Genomic DNA, 26,087 nt, shown 5'->3' on the forward strand with positions numbered 1-26,087 from the left:
CTTCACCCTCAATCTAGAATAAGGGTCGCCTTATCCTTTATATAATTCACATCGGCTTCTTTTAACTCATTTTGAAGCAATTTCCCTGACAAAATGTGATTTAACGCCGCATTTATGGCGTCATTCGCTGAATTGGTAAACAAATGTCCCGGATTGATCGATGTTGGATAAAGCTGCAGTGCTTTCTGCACATCCTTCATCGCCGGATTGGAGTACTCAGCAATCACATCTTTAAAAGCAGATAAGGCAACGTTCTTGCTATATAGCGCCAACATATCTTTATCGAGCAAAAGTGACAATAAATATTTAGCTTTTACTGGGTTTAATGTCTTCGCATTAATCGACACTTGCTTATCTGGCGCTGCTGCCATTACCGTTTTGCCATTTTGATCAGGAAGGGCGAAAAAGCCCATTTTAAAATCAGCCGTCTTGCTATCTACAACCCCAGGCGTCCAACTGCCCATCAACTGCATAGCGCCTTTTCCGTCAATAAATTGCTGAGTCGATTCCTCATAGCCTATTTGAGAAGCATCTGGATTAAAAAAGCCATTATGCGCGAGATCGGCAAATTTCTGCATGGCGTTGTTGACTTCGGGACCGTCAATTTTCACTTTGCCCGTATATAAATCCAATTCAAAGTTAGGGTTTTGGAGAAACTCTGACGTTGCGGCAATGGGCAAGTAAACGCCCTGAATCGTCCAAATATCTTTAAATCCGCCTATAATCGGCGATATCCCAGCCTGTTTGATCTTCGCGCTCAACGTAATAAATTCATCCCACGTTTTGGGCGTCTGCAGCTGCATACGATCAAAAATAGTTTTATTGTAATACACGCCAAAGGTGCTAACATCTAGAGCCGCTCCATAGGTTTTCCCTTTATAGGCAACTGTTTGTTTCGCGGATTCAATCATTCGCTGGGTCCAAGGCTGATCCGATAAATCCAGCAGATAACCTGCTTTTGCGTATTCTTTGATCTTCTGATTAAACAGGATATCGGCGGCTTGGCCTGATTTTAACTGGTTTTCTGTAACCTCGGCAAAATTCGCCTCATCCAATTTATCCCATTGGATAGTAGCTTTCGGATATTTTTCTTTAAACTTCTTTTCTACCGAATCAAAATATCCGTTTTTATCCTGAGCCCAATAGGTTACGCGCAGCGTAAACGCCTCATCGGTTCGATCTTCCTGCTTTTGAGCTTGTCCATTCGAAGGAACTGGCTGCTTCGCTGCATTACTGCACCCTGCCGTAGTAATTATAAAGGACAATGCCGTCAGACCAATGATCCATTTACGCATCCGTTCATTCCTCCTAATTTAGTTATAAACTTCGATCTCATAGATTCTGGCGTACCCGTCAAATCCTGACTGCGTCCCCTGTGTAATGTACAATCTGACGTATCTTCCTGTTGCATTCACATTGCGATCCGTAGAGCTTGCTGTATTCCCTGTCACGGTATCCGCATCTGTGAAGGTAGTGCCGTCATTACTCACCTGCAATTTGTAATCCTTCGTATTGAAATTGGTTGATTCTCCATTGACAGCGGCGTGCTTCACGACCCAACGGCTAATGTTAGTCACATAGCCCAGATCAATCTTTAACCAATTCGGGGATGCCGCAATAGATGCCCATTTCGTACCTGTCGAGCCGTCAACCGCATATTGCGGTGCTTCACTCGACAAATTATAGGCATTTGCCGTGGCTGTCTTGTTTAGTGCTGCATTTCCGCTTGCGCTACCATATACTTCAAATTCATCAATTCTTGCATATCCGTCATAACCGATTTGTGTTCCTTGCGTTATATACAGTCTAACATATCTGGCGTTCGTATTGATGGTGCGATCCGTTAAATTTGTCGAATTCCCTGTCACCGTGTCGATATCTGTGAAATTTGTTCCGTCACTACTTACCTTCAGCTTAAAATCACGTGTATTATAAATCGCTGATTCTCCGCCCGCTCCCGCATGTTTAACGACCCAACGCATCCGGGTCCGTTAAACGTCTATTTCCGGTTGGTTTCATTAATTGTACGCGTTAATTGATCCGTCGCAGAAAAAAAAGACCTGTAAATTCCAGGTCCCAGTGTTACTCTATTAAATGTCAACTCGCGATCGCATCGTCCGGGTTCACACTTATTTCTATTCAGATGATTAATGGCCAAGATACGCTTTCTTAACGTTATCCTGCGTACGCAAATTGTGTGCGGTATCGTGAAACCTGATTTCCCCATGCTCCATCACATACCCGCGATCAGCCACGGATAAAGCCATGGAGGCATTTTGCTCGATCAATAATGTCGTTAATCCTTGCTTCTTGATGATGCGGATCGTCTCGAAAATATCTTTGACCACAATCGGTGCCAAACCCATGGACGGCTCGTCTAAAATAAGCAGCTTTGGCTTCGCCATGAGCGCACGACCGATGGCAAGCATTTGCTGCTCGCCCCCGCTCATCGTACCTGCAAATTGACTTTTTCGTTCGGCTAATCGCGGAAATAATCCAAATACGAAATCGATGTCTTGCGTAAGTTCCGCCTTCGATGCTTTTCGCGAATAAGCTCCCATCAGCAGGTTGTCGACTACGGAAAGCTTGGGAAATACCTTTCTCCCTTCGGGGACCATAACAATCCCATCCTTCACAATGTCATGAGTTGACATGCCATTCAATTCTTTGCCGTTGTATTGAATAGACCCCTTGGAAGAAATGGTTCCGCAAATCGCGTTCACCGTTGTCGATTTTCCCGCTCCGTTCGACCCGATTAAAGTAACAACTTCACCGGCGCCAACCTGAAGAGAAAGTCCGCGAACCGCATGAATGCTTCCGTAAGACACGTTAAGATCACGAATTTGCAGCAATGGGATTCACCTCCTCGTCAGTCTCGTCGGTCTCGTCGGTCTTTCCGATATACGCTTCGATGACTTTCGAATGAGCGATGACCTGCTCCGGTTTGCCGTCTGCAATTTTCTCGCCATGATCCAAAACGACAAGCCGATCGCACAGTCCAACCACCATTCCGACGTTATGTTCGATAAGAATGACCGTCGTCCCATTCTTTCTGATTTTCCGTACTAGATCATCCACTTCCTTGGTTTCCTGTGCGTTCATCCCAGCCGTAGGTTCATCGAGCAGCAGCAGCTTAGGATCCGCAACAAGGGCTCGGGCAATTTCCACCCGCCGCTGATTGCCGTATGACAAGCTTCCAGCCAGCTCTTGCTCGAATCCATTCAAACCGACAAGTTCAATCGCCTTCAGGCTCAATTCAGCAACCTGCTCTTCTTCAACCCTCGAAGCGCGCATGCCTAGAATTGCTGACCATAGACCGGATTTTGTTCGGCCGAACATGCCGACTTTCACATTTTCTAACACGGTTTCATCCTTCAGCAGCCGTATATTTTGAAAAGTTCTGGACATTCCGCTCTTCGCGATGCGAAACGGCGCAAGCCCTTGAATCGGTTTGTTTTCGAATTCAATCGTACCTTCGTCCGCCTTATAAATACCGGTTAATATATTGAAGAACGTCGTCTTCCCGGCTCCATTCGGACCGATCAGACCGACAATCTCTCCTTGCTTTACTTCGAAATCAACTGCTTGGACGGCCGTGAGTCCTCCGAAACGTTTCGTGATCCCTTTCACTTTAAGCATCGTTGTCACCGTCCTTTGACGTTCCCGCTTTGTGCGGCTGCAAGGACTTAAGTTTGGCTCCTGTCTTGCCGAAAATCCCTTTCGGACGATAACGCACCACCAAAACCATCAACAGCCCGTAAATAATCATTTTGTACATATCCAAATACTTCATATCGATAAAATCAAGCTTGAACAAACGGAACATTTCAGGGAGCAAATACAGGAGGCTGACACCGAATAATGTGCCGCGAATACTCCCCAAACCGCCGATTACCACCATGCTGAGCACAGTTGCCGAGACGGAGAATCCGAAGGAATCCGCTCCGATAAAGGACACTTTATGAGCGAACAACGCTCCTGCAGCACCGGCGTAAGCCCCGCCGATTGCAAACACAAGCACTTTATAGTAAGTCGTATTAATTCCCATCGCCTTAGCAACGGTTTCATCTTCCCGAATAACCATCCATGCTCTGCCGATACGGGAACTGGTCATTTTTTTGAGTGCATAGATGCCGACGACCATGACAACAAGTACAAGCAACAGATAACCCGAGTTATCCAGCTTCCAGCCGAACAAGGAAGGCGTGGGAATGGAATCAATTCCGTATGCCCCCCCGGTAATTTCCGAGTTTTTGAAGAACGATTGAATAATCAATCCGAGCCCCAGCGTCGTAATTGCCAGAAAATCTTCCCTTACCCGTAGACTAGGCAGCCCCAAAACAGCACTGAATACGAAAGTGATCAAAACCGCCAAAATCATAGAAACCCATGTATCCAGCCCACCTTTCACCGATAAGATGGCGGAGGCGTAAGCTCCGATCCCGAAGAATGCGGCGTGCCCAAGCGATACTTGACCAGCGTAACCCGTTATTAAATTTAGTCCCAATCCCAATAATATATAGATGACTAGAAAAACGATGATATCAACGTAATAAGGATTCAGTATACTGTCCATAAAAGATCACCTATACCTTCTCGATGTTTTTGCCAAAGAGTCCAGATGGTTTTACCAGAAGGATAAGTATTAAAATGATAAACGCAATCGCATCTTTATCTACAACCATCCCTGTCATAAAGCCGTCGCTTAGCGATTCTACAAGTCCCAAGATCAGACCGCCGATAATGGTTCCCGGTATGGAACCGAGACCGCCCAGTACGACGACGCAGAATGCTTTCAGGCCGGGAATCGAGCCCATCGTCGGATACATCGAATTAAAGTTCAATGCGACCAGTATCCCTGCAGCGGCAGCGAGTGCTGATCCGAGTAAAAAGGTAACAGCTACAACACGGTTGACATTGACTCCCATCAAAGAGGCTGCGCGCAAATCCTGGGATGTTGCTTGAATCGCAAGACCCATTTTCGTAAATTTAAGAAACGCGTACAGAGAACCTAGCCCGACAATACCGGCAGCAATAATGATAAGTTTCATATTCGTAATCGTAATCGACTCTGTCAGTTGAATGATGGAGATTTCGATTCCCGTCTCTGGGAATGCTCTTGTGTCCGATGAGAACATCACTTGAAATACATTCTCGAGCACGATGGCTATGCCGATGCCGCTGATTAAGGTAGTAATCGGATGTGCCCCCCGCAAAGGGCGATAAGCATATCTTTCGATAAGTATGCCTACCACACCTGATACGACCAATGCGAACAGAAACGCGACGAGAAAATGCATGTGCAGATATGTCATACCGACCATGGCTGAGAAAGCTCCGACCATATAAATCGTGCCGTGGGCAAAATGAAGCAGCTTCAGCACCCCATATACCATCGTGAGCCCAACCGCAATCAAGATATAAATGAATCCGATGGAGATGCCGTTAATCAACTGCTGTATAAATACCAATGGGATCCATCCTTTCCACTAGCTGATTGTTAGTTGTAGGTTTTAGATTTGACGAACTGGAACTTCCCGTCCTTGACAGTCATGAAAATCACAGGTTTAATGACTTCGTGATCTTTGCCGAACGTAATTTTCCCCGACGTACCCTCCAAGTCTTTCGTATCATTGATAGCTTGCTTTAGCTTTTCCTTATCGGTCCCGACTTTTTGCATTCCCTCTAAAATAACCATTGCAGCATCATAGCTCTGCGAGGAAAGCATGTCCGGAATATCCTTAAATTTATCCTGCCATTGATTGACGAATATTTTCACGACAGACCGGTCATCAGAAGCATAAAAGGAAGTCGTGAAAGTCGACCCTTCTGTATTGGTTTTCCCCAGCTCCAAATATTTCGGTGAATCGAAACCATCGACGCCTAGCAGTTGAGCGCTAATTCCCGCTTCTTTCGCTTGCTTAACGATAGCCGCTGCTTCATTGTAATAACCAACTACGTACAAGCCATCCGGATTGGCGGCTTTGACTGCGGTCAAGATCGAGCTGAAATCTTTGTCCCCCATCTTAAACGGACGTTCAATCGCAATATTCGCACCCAGCTTGCCAGCCTCGTCCTTAAATGCGGTATAAATCGATTTTCCGTAGTCGATATCGACGTAGAGTACGGCGATGTTCTTCTTCTTCAGATCGTTCGCAGCATAATCGGCCATCGCTTTTCCTTGCAACGGACCCGTATAGATGACGCGATTCACATAATCGCCGCCTTTGGTCGCATCTGGATGTACGGCATAGGCAATAACCATTGGAACTTTGAGCTCCTGAATTTTTGTAGAAATCGTTTTCGTCGGTCCACTGTAAGCGCCTCCAACAATGGCGACAACTTTATCATTATTGATTAGCTTCTGAACACCTTTTAACGCTTCTTCAGGCTTTCCTTGATCATCTTCCGCAACCAACTCAACCTTCTTGCCTTGGATACCACCGGCTTTATTGTACTGCTCAATCGCCATTATCGCAGCATCTCTACTGTGTGTCCCGTCCGTCGCTGTCGGCCCCGTTAACGGACCGATCCAACCCAGTTTAATCGTATCTCCGGCCTTATTCATCGCACTATCATTTTTCGCGGAGTCACTAGACTTTGCTGCGCAACCCGAAATCATTAGAGATACAGTAATCACACCTGCTGCAATCATTGAGAACTTTTTCAATTTATAACCCCCTAATTGATTTATGAGTTTATCTTACTTTAAAAGCGCTTTCATGAATCTAGTCAAATTTGCGGAACACTAGCACAATTTTGCTGCGCGGTACTCTGACGGACTGCAGCTCATATAGAGTTTAAATTTTCGTGTAAAGTAATTGGGATCAGGGAATCCAACCAGAGCCGCAATCTGTTGAACAGGTAAATCCGTCGTTTCTAGAAAGTGCACAGCCTTTTCAATTCTAAGCTTATTCAAGAAATCGACGAAGCTTAAGCCTACTTCCCTCTTAAACAAATGCGCGAAGTGATAAGTACTTAGATAACAATAACGTGCTATTTCCCCCAAAGTAATTTTCTCTTGCAAATGCTCTTTCATATATTCGATAGCCGAACGAATGACGGGGGATGCCTCCCGCGCATAACGGTCAATAGAGAAGACAATTACCACATGCGGAGATACTTCAATGCCTAGACGATTTTGAATTTCGTCGAAGTTAGCCTCGTGCACTAACGTCCCGGAAATCAGCATCTGCGAAAATGCAGCTTGCGATGCGTTTAATTTCACTAAAAGATCCCTCCTAACAGAAGCCATACTATTATATAACCGCTTTCATTGATTTCACAATGGGAATTAAATACCTGTATGGGCGGCGGCTGAAGGTCGACAGTGTCTGGGAATCAAGTTAATTTGGAATCAACACACTCTATAAATCAGCACACGAACAAAGGGCTGCCCATCGGTCATCTTTAATGACAGAAGGACAGTCCTTTTGAGTTGTCATTTCATACCACCATTCATTGCCTAACATGCCTATGACTTCTTATAAGAGTAGTATCTTTGTGGCCTGGCAAAATAGGCTGAAACTTGGGATGTACCTAATCATAAACTCGCTTTAAAGGGTACTTTCAGGTACCTATAGTACTTAAAAGTACGTACTTATCAAAAACAACTTAATGGTTTTATAATAGCACTTGTGAAGCGAAAGTAAAACTTGCAGTTGTTCAAAATATATCTACTTAGGAGGCAAAACATGAACCAGTCATTATCACATTCTGCAGCACAACATAAAGTGAGGCAAAAAACAGGATCATGGGCGCTTCTTGCCCTTGCCATAAGCGCATTTGGAATCGGAACAACAGAGTTTGTTCCAGTAGGCCTGCTCGCGTCCATCGCGAATGATTTAAACATTGGCATTACGCTAGCTGGCCTTCTTATTTCTGGTTATGCGATTGGCGTCGCGGTCGGAGCTCCGATCCTTACCGCGCTCACCAACCGGATGAGCCGGAAATCCTTGCTCATGTCACTGATGGTTGTTTTCATCATCGGTAACGCTGTCGCTGCACTATCACCGTCATTTGAAATACTGGTTATTGCACGTTTCATCACCGCATTTTCACATGGTGTCTTTTTCTCCATTGGAGCCACCATTGCTGTTCAGCTAGTATCTCCAGAGAAAAAGGGTAGTGCCATTGCTCTCATGTTCACTGGTCTTACCATTGCCATTGTTACCGGCGTTCCATTGGGGACATTTATCGGGCAAGCCTTCGGTTGGAGAGCGACTTTCTGGGGCGTTGCCTTACTGGGTGTCATTGCGATCATTTCCAGTGCCGCACTCATCCCTAAAAATCTCAAGCAATCTCCACCTGCTAAATTTTCAGATATGTTCCGTTTGCTCACCAATGGCCGTTTGGTCCTGGGCTTTCTTATCACGGCATTCGGTTATGGCGGGACGTTTGTTGCTTTCACTTATCTAACTCCGCTCCTGCACGATGTGACTGGCATAAGTTCAGGCATGATTAACATTATCTTAATCATTTATGGTGTGGCTGTTGCATTCGGTAACTCTATTGGCGGTAAATTGGCCAATAAGAACCCTCTACGCGCATTATTTTGGATGTTTATTATTCAAGCTGCCGTTCTAGTCCTTTTAACATTCCTTGCTCCATTTAAAGTGGCTGGTGTAATTGGTGTTGTCTTAATGGGGTTGCTTGCATTCATGAATGTGCCTGGTCTTCAATTATATGTCGTGGGGCTAGCTGAAAAGTATGTACCTTCAGCGGTTGATGTTGCATCAGCGATCAATATTGCAGCGTTTAACGTCGGTATTGCTATTGGCTCAATTGTCGGTGGAGTTGTTATCGACTCCATGGGACTTGTTCATACCCCATGGGTTGGAGCTTTAATGGTTCTCGTTGCCATCCTGCTCACTGGTATTTCTGCAAAGCTGGAACGGAAATCATAATAGGAGGCATTTAAATGTTTGAGCATCATCAAACTTATCAAAGGATGTACAAAGAAGGCGAGTTAACGCTTGGCCTCCACATTCCATTAGAAAACTTTCAGTCGAAAACACCTACGATGGCTAATCAGGTTGAGCTTGCTAAAGCTGCTGAAGGATACGGATTTACAACTCTATGGCTCCGAGACGTTATTTTGGAAGATCCCCAGTTTGGGGATCCGGCTGTCGGTCAAATTTATGACAGTCTAATCTTCGGTACACACTTGCTTAGTCAGACCAAACAAATTGCGATTGGAACATCAGCGCTGGTACTTCCGCTTCGCCATCCATTGAGGATGGCAAAAGAAGTTGCTACCATCGAAGCCCTCTTTCCCGAAAGGTTCATCATGGGAATTTCATCTGGAGATCGGCGAGCTGACTTCAAGGGACTTGGCGTAGATCATTCTAGCCGCGGCAGCCAATTCCGAGAAGCCTTTGCCTATCTAGAAAAAGCACTTTATGAACACTATCCTAGAATTGACTCCAGTTATGGCCAAATCGAGCAAGCGACACTCGTGCCAAAACTGAAGAATAGAATTCCTACAATGGTCACCGGTTTTGCACAGCAAGACCTCGATTGGCTTGGACAGAATGGAGATGGATGGATGTACTATCCACAAGGACCTATGCGGCAGCTAGAAGCCATAACTGCATGGCGAGAGTCTGCAGCCCGCCATAACCAATCGGAGTTTCGCCCATTCTCTATGCCTATGCATCTCGATTTAGCGGAAGATCCAGATGAACAAGCAATACCCATTCGGCTTGGTTTTCGAATAGGAAGGAATAAACTCATCGAATTAATTGAAGTTTACAGAACTATTGGTGTTAATCATCTCTTCTTCGCTCTCTTTGACAGCGATCGACCAGCTGGCGACGTCATACATGAGCTTGGAGAATATGTGCTGCCGAACTTCCCCCCCGCATCCAATCAACCTTTGAAATCATAGGTCAAATCAAATAAACAGAAACCGGGTGGACATTGTTTTCCACCCCAATATTAGGAGGATAATCAATTGAAAAACTTACAAGATACAATTCAATTAAACCATGGTAAAGATTTTCCTTGGCTTGGTCTAGGCGTCTTCCAAGTCGAGGATGGCGATACCGTCATTGCAGCCGTTGAAGAAGCCATTGTCGTTGGCTATCGTCATATTGATACTGCAGCTATTTATCAGAACGAAGAAGGCGTTGGTGAAGGTATCAGGCGTGGCTTGAAACGCGCCGGTCTTCAACGTGAAGACTTGTTTATCACCTCGAAATTATGGAATGCGGACCAAGGCTACGATAGCACTATAGCAGCTTATGAGAAAAGCTTAAAGAATCTGGGATTAGAAAAGCTTGATTTATACCTGATACATTGGCCTGTTGAAAATAAATATCTAGAAAGCTGGAAAGCACTCGAGTTTTTGTATCACGAAGGTCGTGTCGGGGCTATTGGCGTTAGTAATTTTCACATCCACCACCTTGAAAATCTATTTAAACAAGCAACTGTGAAACCAGCTATTAATCAAGTAGAGCGCCATCCGAGACTCGTTCAGAATGAACTTAAATCTTTTTTAGATAACAACGGGATTCAAGCCGTCGCTTGGGCACCTCTGATGCAGGGAGAGATCCTGCATGAACCCGTCATCCAAGCTATCGCAGACCGCGCGGGAAAATCAGTTGCCCAAATCGTTCTACGTTGGCAGCTGCAAAGCGGCTGGGCAACGATTCCGAAATCCATTCAAGCTAAACGCATTCAGTCCAACGCAGAAATCTTTGATTTCTCATTAAATGATATAGATATGGCAGCTATTTCGGCACTTGATCAGCATCGCCGGGTGGGTCCAGACCCTGATAATTTTGATTTTTAAGTTAAAATTAAATAAGCAAACCCTCGGATTTAATATTCCGGGGGTTTTTCATTACCTTTAAGTGTCCCTATCATCTTTCTTAATTTTGGCATTGTTGAATTTTTGATTTTATAGGCAAAATATAAATCATTCGTTACTTTATAAGGTTCACAAATTATTTTTACTTTTTTTGTTTGTAACGAGTTTGCCAGCATATACGTAGGCAATAAACTGATTCCAGCCCCATTCTCGATAGCTGACAAAATTATGTGCAAATCAGGCAATATATGTTCAGGCTTTATTTGCGGACGTTTTTGAAAGTTCTCTCTCCAAAATCTTCGGATAATGGGCAATTCTAGACCATAACTAAGCCATGTTTGTAAACACAGCCAAGCTTCTAGCTGCTTAGAGTCCGTGAAATCAGGTTCCTCATAATCATATGGTGCGACTACAACAAACTCTTCTTCTACATAATGCAGATATTCTATACCAGGTGATGAAAACTTTTGTGAGGTCACGATGATGTCGACCTTGTCTTCTGTTAATAGGTCTAAAATATACGATGCAAGCCCGTAATAAGCAATTACACGCATATGAAGGTTACGGAGGTATGGAGCCATTCTTTCTCTAAAAAACTCTTGCGCTGTGCCGATTTTTACAACCGGAAGCGTGGGCGATGAGACGGCTTTGAAACTTAACGTTGTCTCCTCAAGTGACTCAACAAGAGGCGCTAATTGTGAATAAAGTTCTTTTCCTCTTTCAGTCGGAACCATTTTCCTTGATGTTCTTGTAAATAAGGGTTCGCCGACCTCAGCTTCTAATGCAGCTAGATGTTGACTCATGGCAGGTTGTGTCATAATTCTTGACTTGGCTGCTTCTGATACAGAATTATGTTTATAAATAGTGATAAAACTTCGATACCATTCAAAATTTGCCATAAATAAGATCCTCTCATACAATACTGTCTCTTTCCCCTATATTATATATCCACAACTATGCAATCTACCACGATAGAAAAAAAGCACTTGATCTTAGGGATCAAGTACCGACAAGAGGAGCAGCTAACCTTATTTTTAAAGATAAGCCCGCTTATTTTATTGTGGAACATTGGTTTGTTCACTTCTCAGCGAATCACAAGATACTTTGAATAATCCCGCCCTCTACTCTTTGAGCTGCACCATTGATAGCTGATGCTTTATCGGATGCAATGAATACAACTGTATCAGCTACTTCCTCAACTGTAGCGAAACGTTGGATCAGAGAAGTTGGTTTGTCATTTTTAAAGTATTCTTCCACAAATACACCTAATTCTTTCCCGTTCTCTTTCGCAAGGTCTAACCAATTCCAGTTGTAGACCCTCAATATTATTATAGATCCCTTCGATAGGACGGGCTATTAGTTTAGTTTGGCGATAACTTCTTTGGCTACGCTAAGTGTTGATTGCGGATTTTGACCTGTAATTAAATTTCCATCAACTTCATAATGGTCGCTCCAATCGGGTGCTGCAACAAAGATCGGGCCCGCCTGACGAAGCTTAGATTCTAATAGGAAAGGCATATATAGATCTAAACCAGCCGCTTTTTCTTCCGTATCTGTAAAGGCTGTAATGCGTTTGCCTTCAACTAGATATGTTCCGTCAGATAACTTTGCATTGACCAAACCGGCTGGTCCATGACATACAGCAGCTACGATTTTTCCGGCCTCATAAAATTCTCTAAGTAAAAATTGAAGCTTTTCGTTATCAGGCAGATCAAACATCGTTCCATGGCCGCCTGGCAAGAAAATCACATCATAGTCCGCAGCTTTAACCTCGTCTAGTTTGATAGTATCCGTAAGAAATTGTTCCGTATCCAATATTGCTTGAGGCAAATCAGCACTCAAACTATTTTTATCAATAGGGGTTTTCCCGCCTAAAGGACTAGCTACTGTGATATCAAATCCTTGCTTTGAAAACTCAATATAGGTCTCAGCAAATTCCGAAAGCCAAAGCCCTGTAGACTTCTCACTGTTTATTTGATTGGCAGAAGTCACCACGATTAATATATTTTTTTTCATTTTGTTTCCTCTCCTCTGTATCTGTTTTGTTGTTACAAGCCCTATTGTATCTTTAGATAATCTATAAATCCAATTAGATATTTGATGTTCATCTATAAAAATATTTATATAAAAAACATAAAAAAACCCTCAGGTAAACAGTGTTTTGTCCATGAAATCATGAACTCTTTTCTCACTGTATACTGTAAGGGATAATACGATTATGCATGCCTTTATACTTGTTCAATCTCTGCTATTTTCGGCGAACCAAGACAGCCTTTCTCTTAAATGAACGACGTCACCGACCAGTATGATAGCCGGGTTGGGCATATCATGTTCCTGTAACGTTTTCTCTAAATTATTTAACGAACTTATGATTGTCCTTTGATCCTCAGTTGTCCCCCAAGATACAACTGCAACCGGCGTCTCAGGGTTCCTTCCATAGTGAATAAGCTGGTTACATAAATAAGTGACATTTCCCATTCCCATATAAAATGCAATCGTATCAATGCCGGTAGCAAGCGCCTTCCACTTGTCAGGTGATAGGGTGTCGTCTTGACACAAATGACCGGTTACCATAGCAAACGTTGAAGCCACTTTACGATGTGTAACAGGTATGCCTGCATAAGCGGGCGCAGCGATTCCCGCAGTAATCCCGGGTACGATTTCAAATGCTATTCCATGCTCAACTAATTTCTCCGCTTCTTCTCCGACACGTCCGAAAACACAAGGATCTCCACCTTTTAGACGAGTAACTATCTTTCCTTCTAGAGCTTTTAAGGCAATGATTTCATTGATTTGCTCTTGCTGAATCGGGTGATGGTTCGGCTGCTTTCCACAATAAATGAATTCTGCATCTTTACGGGCATGATTTAATAATTCCGGATTGGCAAGGCGGTCATACACGATCACATCAGAAGATTGAATACATTTTATTCCTTTGACAGTAATTAACTCGGGATCTCCCGGCCCAGCTCCAACAAAAAATACTTTGCCTTTATTATTCTCCATGTATTCATCACCTCAATAACAAAAGTTATTCCAATGCAGCTGAATCCAGCCATTCCATTTCCTATTAAAACAATTTTTTCTTCATCGTGATTCACTCTGAACATTACATTTAATGTTATGTAATTGTAAGGATAATCAATTATTCGTTCTCATTGAATGAAATACGTCATATTATCTAACATACGAATATTAATTACTAATGTACATCAAGACTTCGTATTTATCAACAATAATTTGCAATTGCTTCCGTGTTAATTACAATAATGCCTTTATTAATCGAACTATTTATTTGCTTTTTCATTCGATCGTTCGGTTTACATTCCGTTTTCACAGACGTTTCATATGATTATCCGAATAATCACGTTATATTTAATCACATGCATTTAACGATATATCTCCCAAAATAAAGAGGCTGTCCCCTCAGGGAACAACCTCTTTATTGCATTATTAGGCCAAATTCAATTCTATCCTTTAATTTGTTTCCCCTGTCCTTTAATCAACATAACAAGAAAAAGAATGGCTGGTATTACTCCAATGAATATCTTGTTTACCATAAATTGTTCCGCGACGATTCTCCCAATCTCCAGATGCGACTGCCAGCTTGACGGGAGAAGGGAAGTTATAAAAATAATGACTCCAACAGGAAGCGCAAACCTTCGATAGTCTGTTTGAAACAGCTGAGATAACCCAAGTACGGCAGCCAAAAACCATAATGTTGCTTTGATAAAAATCCCGGCATAAAAAAGTAAGATCACAAATGCGTCAAAACGCTCGAATACTTCGGCGATCTGAATCAACTGAACAGCTTGTAATAAAGGTACAGTACTAATGTTAAGTAGTTGCGGACCCAGAACGATCAGATTCATTATGTTCGAGAAAAGGATAACTAGCCCTGATACAAAAAAAGATCGAACCGACGTTTTAGCCAACTCTTTCTTCTCGTTTAAATAACGCCAGAACATGAGAAAAATCATCATTTGGCCAAATGGAAACCAGGCAGTGCTAGATATACTTTCTTTTAAAACTGGTTGAATGCCATTTTCCAAAATCGGAAGAAGATAATCAAAATGAACAACACCCGATATAAAGTGCATGATAAGCAAAATTAAATAAAAAGCCAACACTCCAACTACGATAAATTCAGCCAACCGAAAGAAGACCTCTATTCCCTTGTATATTGCATAAATCGACAAAGTTAACATAATCAGCATTATAAGGGATATGGGACCTCGAGGAAGAATGGTCAAGAGGGTAAGATCCCCAAAGTCTCGTACATTTCGCATGGCTTCGTAAGAAAACATCAGGAGATAAAGTAATAAGACAAACTTCCCCACAAATGAACCGAAATATTGAATCAAAAGCTGACTCAAATTTTTTTCAGGTTCCCTTCGTTGGATCATCAAAAAAAGAAAAAGCAGCATGAATCCTAGCAGCATGCTAGTAATGACCACCAACCAGGCGTCTTGACCAGCTTTGATTCCTAATTCAAATAAAGGTGTGCTTCCTATTTGAAAAAGGATAATCATCGCACCCAATTGATATTTGCTGATCCGCTCCATACGAAGCCCCTTTTCTCATTCTTTTTTACTGGATATCTTGGAAAAAGAATCATCAATCATTCCAGTTCGTCGAATCGTTACATGAGCTTTAACGTCCATTCTTATTTCTGCGAACTCATTCTCCCAGTTCTTGCTTAGCTTTTTCCAGTCCTGTGGGTAAGATTTGTGGAATGCGTCCCCGAAGCCCAGTGTGTCTGTTTTCAATTTTTTCAGAGCTTGAAAGGAATTTTCTGTATCAATGATTATTTGCTCCTGGATATGTTTTTCCAGTTTTTTCAAGGTACTCGACTGTTTCAGATCCAGATTACATGCCGTTTCAATCAAGTTTCCCTTGGCTTCAATTTCTACAGATATAAACAAATTACCATTCGATATGTTTGGTTTTAATTTTGCGTGAGATTTTTCTACTAAAAAGGAGGATAGCTGTTCGCTTCGGCTCTCCCCTTCACAAGAAAATACGATAGTTGTTCTTTGTAATTGATTCGTTATCCAGGGAATTCCGAGGCTTTCTTTCCGACTTAACCAACCTACTAATTTATCCTGTTTAAATACCCCGACTCTATCCAATTTTAATACGGCGGATTCACGAGTTTCTTTCAGTGCTTCTAAAGAGCTTTGTGCCTCTTGCTCACCCGTGATTTTGATTTCCGGCAATGTAGAGCTAGCGGAAGGATTGGTCATTGTGGAAATTAAATCAATTAACTTGGACTGAACTAAGTTGGTTTGTTTGTTTCCCTCTCCACTGATCAAATTGGAAATCGCGTTTCCAGGAATGTTCTCTAATGGCGTAAGGATTTCTAACACTTTCTTCGCGTCTCCATTTGTAATGAGAACATCCGTAGTTTCTCTTGATTCGTAACTTCTCAAGTAAGCGTCCAATATTTGGTTGACCCCATATTTAGCAACACGTTGACTAATAATAATAACACGAGTATGAGAAAAAAAGAGCTGGCGAGGTGTCTCCAAATCACTCTTTTGAATCGCCTCCCGTAAGGTCTTTCCTTTCGATGAAAAGACGATAACCGGAGCTTGGGAACCGCCACCACCGGATTTACTCTGGATTGACTTCGGGATGATGATTTGAAAGGTCAATACCCATTGATTACTTTCATCTAAATCAAAGGCAATTGCGCTGATGATCCCCAATTTATTTAGTTCGATATGGTTCGAACAACCACTATTAACTAATAACATATTGATGATCAACAGCAGGTTTATCCCTCGCTTCATGTCCTAATCCCCTTTTGATGTCCATTTTCTTGTTGAATGAATGACAGAAGATTACTTTTCCTTTTCTTTGTCGGAAGGTTTTGGATGTGCGTTTACGTTTTGGCGCACATAATTATTCTTAGCGAAAAGACGCGGTCTGGTGACCATCATCCACCAAGGCACCCTTACAACAGTATCTTTTAGGTTACTTGGCACAAAAGGTGCTATTGGTGTCATGTAAGGAACTCCGAAAGAGCGTAGAGACAACATGTGGATCAGAAGAAAAAAGAGCCCCGACATAATTCCGAACAAACCTAGTGCCGCGGCAAGAATCATGAGTATAAACCGAATCAATCGGGCAGCAATCGAGATGTTAAACGCCGGAACGACGAAGCTGGAGATCGCCGTAAAGGCTACCACGATCACCATAGCTGCCGATACAAGACCTGCTTCAACTGCTGCCTGTCCCAGAACAAGAGCTCCAACGATGGAAATTGCGGAACCGATGGCTCTAGGCATTCGAACCCCCGCTTCCCTTAACACCTCAAATGTGATTTCCATCAATAATGCTTCGAAGAATGCAGGAAAAGGAATTCCTTCCCTTTGTGCAGCAAGACTGATCAAAAGGGTCGTGGGTATCATTTCTTGATGAAAAGTCGTAATTGCAATATATAAGGAAGGCAGAATCATAGAAATGGTAAACGCAAAGAATCGCAAAAGACGTAAGAACGAAGAGATATCGAATCTCTGGTAATAGTCCTCGCTGGCAATGAAGAACTTGAGAAAAGTGATAGGCAGCACAAGAGCAAATGGTGTTCCATCCATCAAAACGGCAACCTGTCCTTCCAAGATGGAGGCCGCAACTGTGTCAGGACGTTCCGTGTTTATGAGGGTGGGAAATGGAGTAAAGGTTTGGTCCTGAATAAATTCTTCCAAATAGCCACTTTCCAATATGCTGTCTATATCAATGCGATCAAGCCTTTGAAGCACTTCGTCCACAACTAAATCATCGGCCGTCCCTTTAAGATACATAACACTTACGTCCGTTTGTGTCACCCGTCCGATTTTCCGGTCGATTTTCCATAGATTCGGACTTTTGATTCTACGCCGGAGCAACGCTATATTTGTGCTTATATTTTCGGTGAATCCATCTTTGGGTCCGCGAATAACAGATTGAGATGAGGGCTCCTCTACGCCTCTTTGCATCCATTTGGCAGAACTTGCAGTAATGCCTTGATCCCAGCCCTCTGCGAGAATAATGGTATCTCCGCTGTATAAAGCCGACATGAAGTCCTCAATGTTACTCACTGTATTTGTGGAACTAACAGTAAGAATCTGATCTTTAATCACCGTCAAAAAATCGGATACCGTCCTTTGCCCAACTGTATTAACTTCTGCATCGGACATGATCGGATTCATGATGTTATCGTTAATGACCGTGGTATCTGTTAAACCGTTAATATAAACAATAGCCATAGGTAAACTATTGGCCCCTTGAAACGTACGAATGGAAATATCCGAACTGTTACCAGTTAACTCAGAAATTTTCTTGATATTTTGCTGTAGGCTATTTGAAAGTGTATCGGTTTGTTTGATGTTTGCTTGAGAGTCTTGTTGCGCGCCCTCATTATATTTCCGGGCAAAACGCTTCAGAAATTTGTTCATCGATAGCATCCACCTAGTTCTTCCATGTATTAACTTTCATTTTCGCCCTGCCTTTCAAGAGTTATACTCCTGAATGCTTTTAGGCTAAGTTATATCGTGTAATTCATTACTCTTGTTAATAAATAGGCGGTGACGTAGGGAAAAAAGGGTTAGCTAATCATTGGCGCGCGATTGATGAGCATAGCGATGAAAAACATCGCTATCTCGCGCCCACGGCCGAGCAACCCCACCATAAGGAKGAAAAACATCCTTATGCGGGGKGAAARCMACRCGYGGCGCGCGAATCATGAGCCATAGCGATGAAAAACATCGCTATCTCGCGCCCACGGCCGAGCAACCCCACCATAAGGATGAAAAACATCCTTATGGTGGGGTAAAAAACACGCGTGGGGCGCGAATCTTGAGCCATAGCGATGAAAAACATCGCTATCTCGCGCCCACGGCCGAGCAACCCCGCCATAAGGATGAAAAACATCCTTATGMGGGGTGAAAACCACGCGCGGGGCGCGAATCATGATCCATAGCGATGAAAAACATCGCTATCTCGCGCCCAAAGCCGAGTAACCCCGCCATAAGGATGAAAAACATCCTTATGCAGGGTGAAAACCTCGCGTGGCCGCGAATCATGAGCCATAGCGATGAAAAACATCGCTATCTCGCGCCCACGTTCGAGCAACCCCACCATAAGGATGAAAAACATCCTTATGAGGGGTGAAACGTAAACAAACCTAATCATTTCAGCTGCTGCTGAACTAATTAGGTTTACGAGCGAATATGCCCAGGTGCCTTAGCAATCTCCCTCTACATATGCTATTCCTTTTTGTTTATGCACAATAATTGTTCTCCCAAATCTTATTCTCACAAACCATCATGTTCCCGCTCCTTTAGCGCTATACAGTTGTTTGAACTCAGATGGTGTCATGCCTGTATGTTTTTTAAACAGTTCACTGAAATGCGGCCTGTCTTCGTATCCGAGTGCTTGGGCGATTTCTTGAACTTGTTTTCCTTCAACCAGCATAATCTTGGCCTGCTCCATCCGCTCAGTTGTCACAAACTGTACAACGGTCATACCCGTTACCTTCTTAAACAAATTGGCAAAATAACTGCCGCTCAAATATACAAGCTTGGCATAATCATTAACAGTCATATTTGAGGCAACATTTCGACGTATGTGCTCAATAACTTGTTCCACGACTTGGTTCGCATCTTCCACATGACGTTTCTGAATCAACTCACAACCCATTCTGCACAGTTCCTTGATGTTTCCTTGGAGCTCCTTCAGCTTATAGGATGAAAGATTTTTAATGTACAAAAAATGACGTTCGACCTGTTTCATTTCTTCATGAGTTAGTTTCTCCGAGAAAACACGATTGATCAGAAAAGCCAGCTCATCACAGAACCCCTTAACCACCTCGGGAGCTGGAGGCACGGATGCAGTAACTGTTTCCTCGAATAGCTCGTCCACAATGGCACTTGCTTTATGCAAGTTTCCAGACCGCAGGCAATAAAACAGCTCCTTTTCCTTTTCTGGAGAGTATCGCGGCGCAGTTTGGTGGACCGGGCTCATATTTCGATAGCTGTACACGGTGTTGCCGCCCGTATAAAAACTATAAGAAAGGGCAGCAAGCGCCTGCGAATAGGAGTACGATATTTGATGTATCGCCTTTACTTCTTCCCCAATACCAAGGGATATGGTATATCGGGAATACTTTTCAACATTTTCACGGCACTGCTCCGAAATGGCTTCCACGCTTAGGGAATCCGGCGGATTGAATATGACTACAAACCGGTTCGTGTTATCACGGAAAACAAATCCTTTGGTGAACCGCCTTAAACTTTCTTCTAAAATGTTTTGCACGGTAAATCTGATCAACTCTACCTCTTGCACAGGCAAAGTCTCGGTTTGTTCAGCGAATTGATCGATTTCCGTAAGCATGACTACAAAGCGCTCCCGCTCCAATCCGATGTTCAAGAAGTTCCAACGTCTGGCCGCTTGTTCGGGGGTCGTTCGAAATTGCAGCAGAAGTTGAAAATACTCCTGCCTTAAATACGGCAAGCTTTCCCGCAGCTTTCTTTCCATCTCATGATAGCGCTGATTTTCCCCCATTTCATCTTCAATCGACTTTCTTGCTTTTAAGACCACTTCAATAATTTTTTGCGGCGTATATGGTTTGACAATATAATCGAATGCACCGAGCTGAACGGCCTGCTGCGCATATTCAAAATCGGTATAACCGCTTAAAAAAACAATTCTCGTACGTGGAAACTTTTTCAATACCTGCTTGGTCATCTCCAAACCGTTTATTTTCGGCATCCGAATATCGGTCAGTACAATGTGGGGCTCAGTTTCGTAGATGAGTTCAATCCCTTTCTCACCGTTGCTCGCTGTTCCTACAATGCGAATGCCATGAGTCTCCCAATTAATTTGGTTCGAGATCCCTTGCACCACGGTCTTGATATCATCAATTACGCACATCCTAAGTTCTGTCGTCATCGTTATATCCCTCACCTGCTAGTGGTATTGTTAGTGTGACCGAGGTAGATATATGCGGTTCGCTGCTCAGGTCGATATCAGCTTCACTTCCGTAATGCAGCCGCAATCGTCCATAAACGTTACGGAGGGCATAGCTTTTTTTGAAAGTTTGTTCTAGCCGCATGTCAGCCTTGACGGTTTGGACGTCCATCCCAGCACCGTTATCCTCCACACGCAGCCGCAGACTATCGCTCAGACATGTAATCGAAATCCGAATTATCCCCATTCCCTCCATTTCTTGAAATCCGTGCAGAATGGAGTTTTCCACCAAGGGCTGCAAGATAATTTTCAATATCGGCTTCTCCAGCAACGAATCATCTTCAAGCTCAATCGTGTAATCGAACAGACCTTCATAGCATTTTTGCTGTAGATTTAAATACTGGCTAACATGATCAATTTCCTTGGCCAGTGTCGTCATCTCGTTTCCGCCGTTAAGACCTAGCTGGAACAGTAACGAAAGTGAGGTGATCATCTCCGTGACATCTCGGTTTTGAGACGATTCCGACTTCCAAATGATTGTGTTTAATGTATTATACAAAAAATGCGGATCAATTTGAGCCTGCAGTGCTTTGACCTCCATTTTACGTTTCTCATACTCGGCTTCCTTAACGTCCTCAATGAGAGAAGAAATTTCCTCCAGCATACGGTTAAACTTCAATCCGACCTGCGTAACCTCGTCTTCGTATTTGCTGGTAAACCGTACATCGAGATTGTTTTGCTCAACCTTCTTCATAAGCCCCTGCAGTTTGTGCAAAGGCTTCAGCAATAAGCTCGAAATGACATTGGACAGAACGAAAGCCAATGTGGCGCAGCACAACATGATCCATAATGTGGCCGTTTTGATACGGTTCACCTGACGGAGTAAATCCGATTGTATTTGCACACTGACAAGCGTCCAGTTGCCCGCCAGCGTTAGCCGCGAATAATTGACCAAATACGGACTTCCGCCCATGTTATATTTGAAAAAGCCTCGCTGCTGCCTCTGCAAGAGCTTCATGAACTCCGGGTCCCGCTGGAATGAAGAGAAACGTGATCCAAGCGGAAGCACAGCTTCACCACTGCCGGTTACAAGAAAATAATGGTCTGCAGGAACGAGCAGATCGTCGGTGATGGCACTCAGAATCGCATCTTCCTTTACATTGACTACGACATAAGCGTCATGGACATTCAAATCCGTGATCGGCTTCATGATCAGGGAGATGACCCGCTGATTCCCCAAAAACAGGGGATCCTCATGGTCTTCCACCCAGATGACGCGATCGGTGCTATCCAAATAACGTGAAAACAACGTATCCTTGAAGCTAGTTTGACTGTTACGATGATCGGTTGTCGCATAAAACTCTCCTGCAGGCGTATAAATCAAAACGGATTGGATCGAAGGCTCGATCAGTTTCATTTGCCCAAGAGGGATTTGCATCGAAGACAACCTTGTGTAGTAGGATCCCGAAGAATGAGAGTACACGTCCTCCATAGCCGATTTGAACGCATCGCTAAGCATCATAGTTGAGGCCGTCACAATGATGTGACGCAGCTTCTCATCCAGCACGCGCGCGGATTTATTGAGCGTATTCTGGCTGGAAATGAAAGCCTCCTGTTCTGTCGATCGAAAGGCAATCCAATAGGACATTAAGCCCGTTAGCGCGATGGAAAGGACGGTCAACATCAGGAACGAGATCCATAATCGGCGGCGCAAAGATAGCCGGTAATACCATTTTTTCAAGGGTGCTCCCTCCTTTCTAAAGAAGAGAAGAGACGCGCCGCATTCAGCAGCGCGCCCCTTCCCGTATGCGAAACATCCTCAAGTTCGACTGCCCGCCTACTTGGCGAGGCTGCCCTGCAGCTTATTCGGATCAAAGTCCGGATTCGCTTTCATCTTCGTGTCACCAGCCGCCCGCGCTTTCTCCAATGCCGCATTATAACGGGTTGTCAAATCGCTCAAAAGTTTGTCCACATCTCCGCCACTCAGCATATATTTAACGACGGAGTCGCCTGTCTTCATTCCTTCCACCTTAGCCTCTGTAACACCGGTCGGTGCCGGAGCATACAGACCGTCGAATTTACTTGGCAGGAAGCCGTCGATCCCCGGCATGGTCGGTTTTTTCGCAGCTGCGTTGACATCCGTAACGATGGAGATTCCAAAGCCTTTCTCATGGTATTCCTTCTGGAAGTCCAGCGTATACAAATACTGCATAAACTTCCATGCCGCGTCTTTGTGCTGCGTGTTTTTGTTAATTCCAATGTAGTTACCTGCAATTACCGAGACAGTCCCTTTCTGGTTGCCGTCGATCGTAGGAGGCAAAGCAGCGGCCCAGTTTACTTTGGTCGGGAATTGCGATTGATATACGGCCGGCTCGCCGGAATGGTTCAAGTACATGCCGATCTTTCCTGCCGCGAACTGCGCGCGCAGTGGATCGATATCAAGCGATTCGACGCCCGGCAGCATGCTGCCGTCCTGCTTCATCTGGCGCAGTGCTTCTACTACGGGCTTGTACACTGAGAAATCGTACTGTCCCGTCTTGTAATTGTAGCCGTCCACCTCGCCGGTTCCACTCAGCGTTCCGATTGGATTGACGATTCTGCTGAAGGCGGAATTGGCGTTTTTGAAATTTTCCGCAAAGCCGTATGCACCGATATCTTTGCCGGCTTCCGTAATCTTCTTGGCATCCTCGACCATTTCCTTAACCGTTTTCGGTGGTTCTTTAATACCGGCCTTTTGGAATAGATCGACGTTATAAATCAATCTCCAGTATTGCCCCGTATTCGGCAGCGAATAAATTTTACCGTCGATCGTATTCATTTCTTCAACTTGCAGGTTGCCGAAGCGCTTCTTCATATCGTCGGTCATCAAATCGTTGATCGGCAGCAAATATCCTTTTTTCACATAGTTGGGGAAATCGTTTGTCCGGAACACATCCGGCGCTTGATTGCTGGCAAAGGCGATATCAACCGACTGATTATAATTATCGGCAAGCACCGTCATTTCAACTTCAATGTTATCCTTGTTTGTTTCGTTGAACTTTTTGATGGCATCTTTCATGTAATCGGCATCGTGACGGTCAACAGTCCAGTAAGACAGCTTTGTTTTAACTCCTGCAGGTGCAGGGGTGCCCGTAGTAATGGAAGTGCCAGTAGCTTTAGGCTGTTCAGGTTGCGAGCTGCAAGCCGCGAGTGAAGCGACCAAAGTAACACCGAGCAGCGTGTTCATGACAAGTTGTTTCTTCTTCATGTTATGAAACCCTCCTAATTTTTATTTTACCTCAAAACAAAATGCTTCGTCACAAAATGTAACTGCTTTCATAATATAATCGCTCATCAAGCTGAACCGTGAAGGGCAAATCAACTTTCGAAGAGGGGATAAAACACTTTTTTAGTTAGGCGACCCACATTTAACCTTTCAAGCTGCCCGCTGTCACCTGAACGAATGATTTGTTCGCAATGATGTACACGACCAGAATCGGAAGGAAGGATAGGCATGCTCCTGCCATCATAAGATGTATCTCTGCGGCTGCGCCGATTCCGTAACGCAAATTGGCCAGCCCCACCGTTAGCGTTTGCAGCTTCGGATTCGTCATCGTGAAAACAAGCGGCAAGATGTACTCGTTCCATGCGCCTCGGAAGGTGAACAAAGCGGTGACGCCGAGCGCAGGACGCAGCAGTGGAAGAATGATCCGCCAATAAACCGTGTAGAAATTGCAGCCATCAAGATAAGCGGCTTCATCCAGATCTTTGGGTATCGCTTTGAAAAAACCGATCAGCATAAAATAGACTGTGGCATGCGCGCTAATTAAGATAAGAACGACACCCCACAGCGACTTATTTAGCCCAAGCTTTACCATTAGATCGAATTGCGGCCTAAGAACAACGGCTCCTATTGAGATGAACATCGTGCTCGCTTGCAAAATCACATATAGGCGTTTGCCTGGGAACCGCGTACGGTCCACAGCATAGGCGGACATTGAAGCAACGAGTAATGTGCCTATCGTAACTGCCGTGCTGACAAATAAGCTGTTCCAAGTAAAGCGTGAGAAATTCGCTTGTTTCCATGCAGTCGCGTAGTTGGAAAACTTCCAGATTGAAGGCAACAGAGTCGCTCCCGTTGTCAATTCTGCATTTGTTTTGAATGATCCCAGAATCGCCATAGCCATGGGAAATAACGTGAATAAGGCTATGGCCAACAAAAATATCCATTTCAAAATATGTCCCGCGACATGTCCGCTTCTAAGGACGCTCGATTTCGTTTGTGTATTCGTCATTGTTGGTAGCTCCCCGCTTTCATTATTCCCGATTCAATCGTTTGGACATATAGAAATAAAGGACTGTGATCAAACCGACAATCAGTGCTGTTACAAACCCGACTGCGCTGCCGTAGCCGATCTGCTGTACGGTTGAAGCCGATGCGGAAACCGGGAAAAACAGTTTATAAACGTAGAGGTACATGACATCGGTTTTGCCGAACGGTCCGCCCTCGGTCAGAACCATAATGCTTTCATAGCCCTTTAAGGCAGTGATGATGGCTAGCATAATGATCATTTGTAGAACAGGACCCAGCATCGGAATCGTAATGTACCAAAATTTGTGTGCTGAATTCGCTCCATCAATCGATGCGCTCTCATACAAATCTTCGGGAATACCTTGCAGACCAGCAATGAAAAGCAACATATAGTTACCGATCGCCCCCCAGATAGCCGTAATAATTATGGTCAGCATGGCATAATTCGGTCCTAGCCACTCAATCGCTTTAGAAATCAATCCATATTTGATTAAAAATTGATTGAGCAAACCGTTATACGAATTGAAAATGGTAAAGAAAACGATCGACATGACCGATGTACTGATAATGGTCGGCATAAAATAAATGGCACGTAACAGGCCCTTGGCTTTCAGCCCCCGATTAAGTATGACGGCGAGTAAAAGTGAAATCGGCAAAACGATGATAATTTTACCGCTTGCGTAGATGAAGGTGTTATACACAGAGTGCCAAAACTCCTGATCGCGCAGCAATCTCGAAAAATTGTCAAGTCCAATAAATTTCTCCTGCCCATACCCCTGATAATCGTAGAACATATAGCGAAGCGCCCAAGCAATCGGATAGATTCCTAGCGCCAAAGTTAAAAATAGACTGGGAAAAATGAATACATAGGAATTGAAAAGAGTAATCCTTTTTCGCATCATACATCTGCTCCTTTTAGGTTTTTGTACTACAAGCATAGTACAACCTCGTAATCGTACGGGAGCGGCAATTCAACTGTGTCCGTAGGACAAATCAACTGTTTTATAAAAGATGAAATCGGATACCTTTCAT

At 43.8% G+C, this 26,087-nt stretch carries 24 protein-coding genes and 2 pseudogenes; 4 read left to right on the top strand and 22 right to left on the bottom strand.

Features of this window, described 5'->3' with window-relative positions:
* Positions 1-8 precede the first annotated feature (8 nt).
* The 9 genes and pseudogenes from ASG85_RS09280 to ASG85_RS09315 form a co-directional block, all read right to left on the bottom strand.
* Positions 9-1,295, bottom strand: a complete 1,287-nt coding sequence (locus ASG85_RS09280; RefSeq protein ID WP_060646034.1) for an ABC transporter substrate-binding protein — start codon at positions 1,293-1,295, stop codon at positions 9-11.
* Positions 1,296-1,313: 18 nt separating this feature from the next.
* Complete coding sequence (locus ASG85_RS09285) at positions 1,314-1,982, bottom strand: discoidin domain-containing protein (RefSeq protein ID WP_060646035.1); 669 nt, start codon at positions 1,980-1,982, stop codon at positions 1,314-1,316.
* Between the two features lie 165 nt (positions 1,983-2,147).
* Positions 2,148-2,852 carry an ABC transporter ATP-binding protein gene (locus tag ASG85_RS09290; protein WP_060646036.1) on the bottom strand — a complete coding sequence of 235 codons (705 nt, stop codon included), beginning with the start codon at positions 2,850-2,852 and terminating at the stop codon, positions 2,148-2,150.
* On the bottom strand, positions 2,836-3,102 hold the full coding sequence (locus ASG85_RS39835; RefSeq protein WP_414858701.1) for a hypothetical protein: 267 nt from the start codon (positions 3,100-3,102) through the stop codon (positions 2,836-2,838). Before ASG85_RS39835 ends, ASG85_RS09290 begins: the two co-directional genes overlap by 17 nt.
* Before the next feature lie 2 nt (positions 3,103-3,104).
* A pseudogene (locus ASG85_RS09295) lies at positions 3,105-3,639 on the bottom strand (ABC transporter ATP-binding protein); the annotation flags it as partial.
* Complete coding sequence (locus ASG85_RS09300; protein ID WP_060646038.1) at positions 3,632-4,576, bottom strand: branched-chain amino acid ABC transporter permease; 945 nt, start codon at positions 4,574-4,576, stop codon at positions 3,632-3,634. The pseudogene ASG85_RS09295 and the gene ASG85_RS09300, both read right to left, overlap by 8 nt.
* 10 nt (positions 4,577-4,586) lie before the next feature.
* Positions 4,587-5,471, bottom strand: a complete 885-nt coding sequence (locus ASG85_RS09305; RefSeq protein ID WP_060646039.1) for a branched-chain amino acid ABC transporter permease — start codon at positions 5,469-5,471, stop codon at positions 4,587-4,589.
* A 29-nt stretch (positions 5,472-5,500) separates the two neighbouring features.
* Positions 5,501-6,670 (bottom strand): ABC transporter substrate-binding protein, encoded by a 1,170-nt coding sequence (locus ASG85_RS09310; RefSeq protein WP_060646040.1) that lies wholly within the window; start codon positions 6,668-6,670, stop codon positions 5,501-5,503.
* A 78-nt stretch (positions 6,671-6,748) separates the two neighbouring features.
* Positions 6,749-7,228 (bottom strand): helix-turn-helix domain-containing protein, encoded by a 480-nt coding sequence (locus tag ASG85_RS09315; RefSeq protein WP_060646041.1) that lies wholly within the window; start codon positions 7,226-7,228, stop codon positions 6,749-6,751.
* Between the two features lie 466 nt (positions 7,229-7,694).
* Between ASG85_RS09315 and ASG85_RS09320 the strand changes: the two genes are divergently transcribed.
* The 3 genes from ASG85_RS09320 (at position 7,695) to ASG85_RS09330 (ending at position 10,795) form a co-directional block, all read left to right on the top strand.
* A complete protein-coding gene (locus tag ASG85_RS09320; RefSeq protein WP_060646042.1) occupies positions 7,695-8,906 on the top strand; it encodes an MFS transporter in 1,212 nt (403 codons plus the stop codon).
* 14 nt (positions 8,907-8,920) lie between these two features.
* Positions 8,921-9,889, top strand: coding sequence for a TIGR03571 family LLM class oxidoreductase (locus ASG85_RS09325; protein ID WP_060646043.1), 969 nt, complete (start codon positions 8,921-8,923; stop codon positions 9,887-9,889).
* A 66-nt stretch (positions 9,890-9,955) separates the two neighbouring features.
* Complete coding sequence (locus tag ASG85_RS09330) at positions 9,956-10,795, top strand: aldo/keto reductase (protein WP_060646044.1); 840 nt, start codon at positions 9,956-9,958, stop codon at positions 10,793-10,795.
* 29 nt (positions 10,796-10,824) lie between these two features.
* Here ASG85_RS09330 and ASG85_RS09335 read toward each other — a convergent pair whose 3' ends face one another.
* The 7 genes and pseudogenes from ASG85_RS09335 to ASG85_RS09365 form a co-directional block, all read right to left on the bottom strand.
* Complete coding sequence (locus ASG85_RS09335) at positions 10,825-11,712, bottom strand: LysR family transcriptional regulator (protein ID WP_060646045.1); 888 nt, start codon at positions 11,710-11,712, stop codon at positions 10,825-10,827.
* A gap of 193 nt (positions 11,713-11,905) precedes the next feature.
* Positions 11,906-12,067 (bottom strand): annotated as a pseudogene (locus ASG85_RS09340) (SDR family oxidoreductase); the annotation flags it as partial.
* A gap of 102 nt (positions 12,068-12,169) precedes the next feature.
* A complete protein-coding gene (locus ASG85_RS09345; protein ID WP_060646047.1) occupies positions 12,170-12,829 on the bottom strand; it encodes a type 1 glutamine amidotransferase domain-containing protein in 660 nt (219 codons plus the stop codon).
* Positions 12,830-13,051: 222 nt separating this feature from the next.
* A complete protein-coding gene (cobA, locus tag ASG85_RS09350; protein ID WP_060646048.1) occupies positions 13,052-13,819 on the bottom strand; it encodes a uroporphyrinogen-III C-methyltransferase in 768 nt (255 codons plus the stop codon).
* A gap of 464 nt (positions 13,820-14,283) precedes the next feature.
* Entirely contained in the window at positions 14,284-15,378 is a 1,095-nt protein-coding gene (locus ASG85_RS09355; protein ID WP_060646049.1) for a GerAB/ArcD/ProY family transporter, read from the bottom strand.
* Between the two features lie 15 nt (positions 15,379-15,393).
* Positions 15,394-16,608, bottom strand: a complete 1,215-nt coding sequence (locus ASG85_RS09360) for a Ger(x)C family spore germination protein (RefSeq protein WP_060646050.1) — start codon at positions 16,606-16,608, stop codon at positions 15,394-15,396.
* 51 nt (positions 16,609-16,659) lie between these two features.
* Positions 16,660-18,252, bottom strand: a complete 1,593-nt coding sequence (locus tag ASG85_RS09365; RefSeq protein ID WP_060646051.1) for a spore germination protein — start codon at positions 18,250-18,252, stop codon at positions 16,660-16,662.
* 286 nt (positions 18,253-18,538) lie between these two features.
* On the opposite strand from ASG85_RS09365, the gene ASG85_RS37720 reads away from it, so the two are divergent.
* Positions 18,539-18,742: a hypothetical protein gene (locus ASG85_RS37720; RefSeq protein ID WP_156396501.1), complete on the top strand. Its 204-nt coding sequence runs from the start codon at positions 18,539-18,541 to the stop codon at positions 18,740-18,742.
* 21 nt (positions 18,743-18,763) lie between these two features.
* On the opposite strand, the gene ASG85_RS37725 is transcribed toward ASG85_RS37720, so the two are convergent.
* From ASG85_RS37725 to ASG85_RS09395, 6 genes are all read right to left on the bottom strand, one after another.
* Entirely contained in the window at positions 18,764-18,937 is a 174-nt protein-coding gene (locus tag ASG85_RS37725) for a hypothetical protein (RefSeq protein ID WP_162257246.1), read from the bottom strand.
* Between the two features lie 183 nt (positions 18,938-19,120).
* Positions 19,121-20,746: a response regulator gene (locus tag ASG85_RS09375; protein WP_060646053.1), complete on the bottom strand. Its 1,626-nt coding sequence runs from the start codon at positions 20,744-20,746 to the stop codon at positions 19,121-19,123.
* The gene (locus tag ASG85_RS09380; RefSeq protein ID WP_057305533.1) at positions 20,730-22,505 is read right to left on the bottom strand and encodes a sensor histidine kinase; all 1,776 of its coding nucleotides are present in this window, start codon (positions 22,503-22,505) and stop codon (positions 20,730-20,732) included. Before ASG85_RS09380 ends, ASG85_RS09375 begins: the two co-directional genes overlap by 17 nt.
* Positions 22,506-22,601: 96 nt before the next feature.
* Entirely contained in the window at positions 22,602-24,011 is a 1,410-nt protein-coding gene (locus ASG85_RS09385) for an ABC transporter substrate-binding protein (RefSeq protein ID WP_060646054.1), read from the bottom strand.
* 160 nt (positions 24,012-24,171) lie between these two features.
* Positions 24,172-25,038 (bottom strand): carbohydrate ABC transporter permease, encoded by an 867-nt coding sequence (locus ASG85_RS09390; RefSeq protein ID WP_057305535.1) that lies wholly within the window; start codon positions 25,036-25,038, stop codon positions 24,172-24,174.
* A 22-nt stretch (positions 25,039-25,060) separates the two neighbouring features.
* A complete protein-coding gene (locus ASG85_RS09395) occupies positions 25,061-25,954 on the bottom strand; it encodes a carbohydrate ABC transporter permease (RefSeq protein WP_060646145.1) in 894 nt (297 codons plus the stop codon).
* Between the last annotated feature and the right edge of the window lie 133 nt (positions 25,955-26,087).

The sequence above is a fragment of the Paenibacillus sp. Soil724D2 genome (assembly GCF_001427935.1).
In the GTDB taxonomy this organism is placed as follows: domain Bacteria; phylum Bacillota; class Bacilli; order Paenibacillales; family NBRC-103111; genus Paenibacillus_E.

Coding starts and splice junctions, on each gene's coding strand:
- ASG85_RS09280 (WP_060646034.1), bottom strand. CDS start 1,295: ATGCGTAAATGGATCATTGGTCTGACGGCATTGTCCTTTATAATTACT.
- ASG85_RS09285 (WP_060646035.1), bottom strand. CDS start 1,982: ATGCGTTGGGTCGTTAAACATGCGGGAGCGGGCGGAGAATCAGCGATT.
- ASG85_RS39835 (WP_414858701.1), bottom strand. CDS start 3,102: ATGAACGCACAGGAAACCAAGGAAGTGGATGATCTAGTACGGAAAATC.
- ASG85_RS09300 (WP_060646038.1), bottom strand. CDS start 4,576: ATGGACAGTATACTGAATCCTTATTACGTTGATATCATCGTTTTTCTA.
- ASG85_RS09320 (WP_060646042.1), top strand. CDS start 7,695: ATGAACCAGTCATTATCACATTCTGCAGCACAACATAAAGTGAGGCAA.
- ASG85_RS09325 (WP_060646043.1), top strand. CDS start 8,921: ATGTTTGAGCATCATCAAACTTATCAAAGGATGTACAAAGAAGGCGAG.
- ASG85_RS09335 (WP_060646045.1), bottom strand. CDS start 11,712: ATGGCAAATTTTGAATGGTATCGAAGTTTTATCACTATTTATAAACAT.
- ASG85_RS09345 (WP_060646047.1), bottom strand. CDS start 12,829: ATGAAAAAAAATATATTAATCGTGGTGACTTCTGCCAATCAAATAAAC.
- cobA (WP_060646048.1), bottom strand. CDS start 13,819: ATGGAGAATAATAAAGGCAAAGTATTTTTTGTTGGAGCTGGGCCGGGA.
- ASG85_RS09355 (WP_060646049.1), bottom strand. CDS start 15,378: ATGGAGCGGATCAGCAAATATCAATTGGGTGCGATGATTATCCTTTTT.
- ASG85_RS09360 (WP_060646050.1), bottom strand. CDS start 16,608: ATGAAGCGAGGGATAAACCTGCTGTTGATCATCAATATGTTATTAGTT.
- ASG85_RS09365 (WP_060646051.1), bottom strand. CDS start 18,252: ATGAACAAATTTCTGAAGCGTTTTGCCCGGAAATATAATGAGGGCGCG.
- ASG85_RS37725 (WP_162257246.1), bottom strand. CDS start 18,937: ATGGTGGGGTTGCTCGAACGTGGGCGCGAGATAGCGATGTTTTTCATC.
- ASG85_RS09375 (WP_060646053.1), bottom strand. CDS start 20,746: ATGACGACAGAACTTAGGATGTGCGTAATTGATGATATCAAGACCGTG.
- ASG85_RS09385 (WP_060646054.1), bottom strand. CDS start 24,011: ATGAAGAAGAAACAACTTGTCATGAACACGCTGCTCGGTGTTACTTTG.
- ASG85_RS09390 (WP_057305535.1), bottom strand. CDS start 25,038: ATGACGAATACACAAACGAAATCGAGCGTCCTTAGAAGCGGACATGTC.
- ASG85_RS09395 (WP_060646145.1), bottom strand. CDS start 25,954: ATGCGAAAAAGGATTACTCTTTTCAATTCCTATGTATTCATTTTTCCC.